Annotated in this window: 3 protein-coding genes; 2 read left to right on the top strand and 1 reads right to left on the bottom strand. The window is 62.3% G+C overall.

What is annotated here, in order from left to right; all coding sequences use genetic code 11:
- Both JOY90_RS24855 and JOY90_RS24850 read left to right on the top strand, forming a co-directional pair.
- A partial coding sequence (locus tag JOY90_RS24855; protein WP_291693757.1) for a hypothetical protein occupies positions 1 to 359 on the top strand: 359 nt, incomplete at its 5' end.
- 21 nt (positions 360 to 380) lie between these two features.
- Positions 381 to 1,472 (top strand): LLM class flavin-dependent oxidoreductase, encoded by a 1,092-nt coding sequence (locus JOY90_RS24850; RefSeq protein ID WP_291693756.1) that lies wholly within the window; start codon positions 381 to 383, stop codon positions 1,470 to 1,472.
- Here JOY90_RS24850 and JOY90_RS24845 read toward each other — a convergent pair.
- On the bottom strand, positions 1,469 to 2,809 hold the full coding sequence (locus tag JOY90_RS24845) for an LLM class flavin-dependent oxidoreductase (RefSeq protein ID WP_291693755.1): 1,341 nt from the start codon (positions 2,807 to 2,809) through the stop codon (positions 1,469 to 1,471). The genes JOY90_RS24850 and JOY90_RS24845 overlap by 4 nt on opposite strands.
- Positions 2,810 to 2,934 lie beyond the last annotated feature (125 nt).

Genomic DNA, 2,934 nt, shown 5'->3' with positions numbered 1-2,934 from the left:
GTGGTCGACCCCTGCTTGAATTCGGCCGGTGCTACGGTCTGTTCGATATTGCTCAAGGATCCTCGTTTCCGGTTGCGCCTCGTCGCGCGTCATGGAGCAAGCATGGTGCTGCACAGCAAACAGGCATCGGCGACAGCTCGCTGCGCTGTGCTGACAGCAACTCTCATCACGCACGCAAACTGTCCCACGAATTTTCGCGGACAGAAATAGAGCGGTTTTTCAATTGTCGTTCGTTCCGGAGTTTGATGCTGTCTTTGCGGGCGCTCGCGCGGCAAAGAATATCTTTTGATGATGGGCGCGCTTGCACCGCGACTGCGCATTGGTCAAAACAAACTGCTTTTGCGCGTGACGTGATATGAAATCTTTCGAGAGAGGCTCTCATGACAGCGACATCTCCTCGCTTTGGAATCTGGGCGGTGGTGCACGGCTCACGCGGTGCGTATCAGGATCCCGACGAGCCCTATAACGCCTCGTGGGAGCGTAACCGCGATCTCGTGCTTGCGGCGGAAGAGCTCGGCTATGACTCGACGCTGATCGCCCAGCACACCATCAATCCGCATATCGAGGATTTCGATCAGCTCGAAGCCTGGAGCGCCGCCGCTGCGATCGCCGCCTTGACGAGCCGCATCGAGATCATTGCGGCGATCAAGCCCTATCTCTATCACCCGGTCGTGCTGGCCAAGATGGCGCTCGGAATCGAGAACATCAGCCGCGGCCGCTTCGCCATCAATCTGGTCAATGCCTGGAATCGCCCGGAGCTGGAAAAGGCAGGCATTGGCTTTGCGGAACATGACGAGCGCTATGCTTACGGGCGCGAATGGATTTCCGTGGTATCCCGACTGATCGAGGGCGAACGTCTGACCTACAAGGGAAAGTATTTCGACGTCCGCGATTACATCCTTCGGCCGACGAGTCTCCATCGCCCGCGGCCGACGATCTATGTCGGCGGCGAATCCGAGCCCGCGCGCGCCCTGGTCGCCGACCACGGCGACGTCTGGTTCATCAACGGCCAGCAGCTTGAAGACGTCGCAGCACTCATTGCGAATGTCGGAGGACGGCCGCGGGCCGGCGCGCCGCCGCTGAGATTCGGCCTTTCAGCTTTCGTGGTTGCGCGCGAGACCAGCGAGCAGGCCTGGGCCGAGCATGAACGCCTGCTGGCGCTTTCGGCAAAGGACGCGCCGATGAAGGCTATTCAGCGTCAGAACACCGACCCAAAAGTCGTGATGATGCAGACAATGCAGAAGACGCCGCGTGTCGGCACCAATGGCGGCACGGCGGCCGGGCTCGTCGGCAGCTATGACGAGGTCGCGGCGCGCATCCAGGCATTCCATGCCGCCGGCATCGGACTCTTCATGCTGCAGTTCCAGCCGTTCGAGGCGGAGATGCGTCGCTTTGCGCTCGAGGTGATTCCGCGGGTGCGGCAGTCGCAGGCCGTCGTCGCGCGAGCCCCGGAACCGGCAGCGCTTTCTTAGGCTGAGGCGGCCTTGGCCACTGACCTGGCGTACCGGCTTGGAGGCTTCGCGAGGCCGAAATGGTCGCGCAACGTGGAGCCGTTATAATCGGTTCGAAACAGGCCGCGCCTTTGCAAGATCGGGACGACCTGATCGACGAAGGTTTCGAGGCCTGACGGCAAGACATCGGGCATCAGGTTGAACCCGTCGGCTGCGCCTGCCTTGAACCACGCCTCGATGTCATCGGCGATCTGCTCGGGCGTTCCGACGATGATGCGATGCCCAACGCCGCCGCCAAGGGCGCGCAGCAATTGGCGTACTGTGAGGTTGCCCCGGCGCGCCAGGCTCACCGTCCCCTGAAACATCGTGTGATTGGCATTGGGCGGCAGCGGAAGCGGATCGGGCAGGGGCTTATCGAGGTCGAGCAGGCCTGGATCGATCTGCAGCGTGCCGGCAAGGCGCGCAAGGCTGTACTCGATTGGCACGAGTTCCCAGAGCTCGTCCTGACGGCGTTTAGCTTCGGCCGCGGTGCTGCCGATGACGGTCGTGAGGCCCGGCAGGATGACGATGGAATCGCCGGACCGGCCGTAAGCCGCGGCGCGCGTGCGGAGGTCGCGCGCATAGGCAACGCCTTCGTCGATCGTTTGAGCGAGCGTGAACACCGCCTCGGCGTGGCTCGCCGCAAATTCGCGGCCATCGCTCGATCCTCCCGCCTGCACGGTGACCGGCCGTCCCTGTGGCGATCGCGGCACGTTCAACGGGCCTGCGACCGAATAGTAGTTGCCGCGATGGGAGATCGGGTGAACCTTGGCCGTGTCGACGAAGCGAGCGCTGTGCTTGTCGCCGATAAAGGCATCGTCCTCCCAGCTATCCCAGAGCGCGTGAACCACTTCCGCGAACTCCTTGGCGCGCTCGTAGCGCGCCTTGTGCTCGATCACGCCGACCAAGCCGAAATTGCGGCTCGAGGCAGCATCTGCCGTCGTGACGGCGTTCCAGCCCGAGCGGCCGCCGCTGGCATGGTCGAGCGTCGAGAAGCGGCGGGCGATGTTGTAGGGCTCGTTATAGGTCGTGGAGGCCGTCGCAATCAGGCCGATATGGGTCGTCGATGCAGCGACCGTCGCCAGCACGATGGTAGGCTCCAGCGACATGAAGGAACGATATTCGATGCGATCCGTGATGGCGGGTGTATCGGCAAGAAAGATCGCATCGAGCCTGCCGCGCTCGGCAATCTGCGCGACGCGCACATAGTGAGCGATGTCGAAGCACGCATGCGGATCGCTCTCCGGCAATCGCCAGGCGGACGCGTAAGTGCCGGAGTGCAGCAGATTGACGTTGAGGTGAAGTTGACGACCTGACATGGGCGGCCTTGCTGTCGAGGAAATGCCTCAACTAGATATCGTGCCGTAAGCGGGCGGAAAACAAACGACGGACAAACAGCGCAAAAAAGAAAAATTTGGCTCTGATTGCGCGCCGGCGGCGCAGA

The sequence above is a fragment of the Bradyrhizobium sp. genome (assembly GCF_019242285.1).
Lineage (GTDB): Bacteria > Pseudomonadota > Alphaproteobacteria > Rhizobiales > Xanthobacteraceae > Bradyrhizobium.
Note: the sequence above shows the minus strand (reverse complement) of the source record. Positions and strands in the feature narration are given on the sequence as shown.

What these genes read in the sequence shown, in the direction of transcription:
- JOY90_RS24850 (WP_291693756.1), top strand. Translation starts at nt 381, where the DNA reads ATGACAGCGACATCTCCTCGCTTTGGAATCTGGGCGGTGGTGCACGGC.
- JOY90_RS24845 (WP_291693755.1), bottom strand. Translation starts at nt 2,809, where the DNA reads ATGTCAGGTCGTCAACTTCACCTCAACGTCAATCTGCTGCACTCCGGC.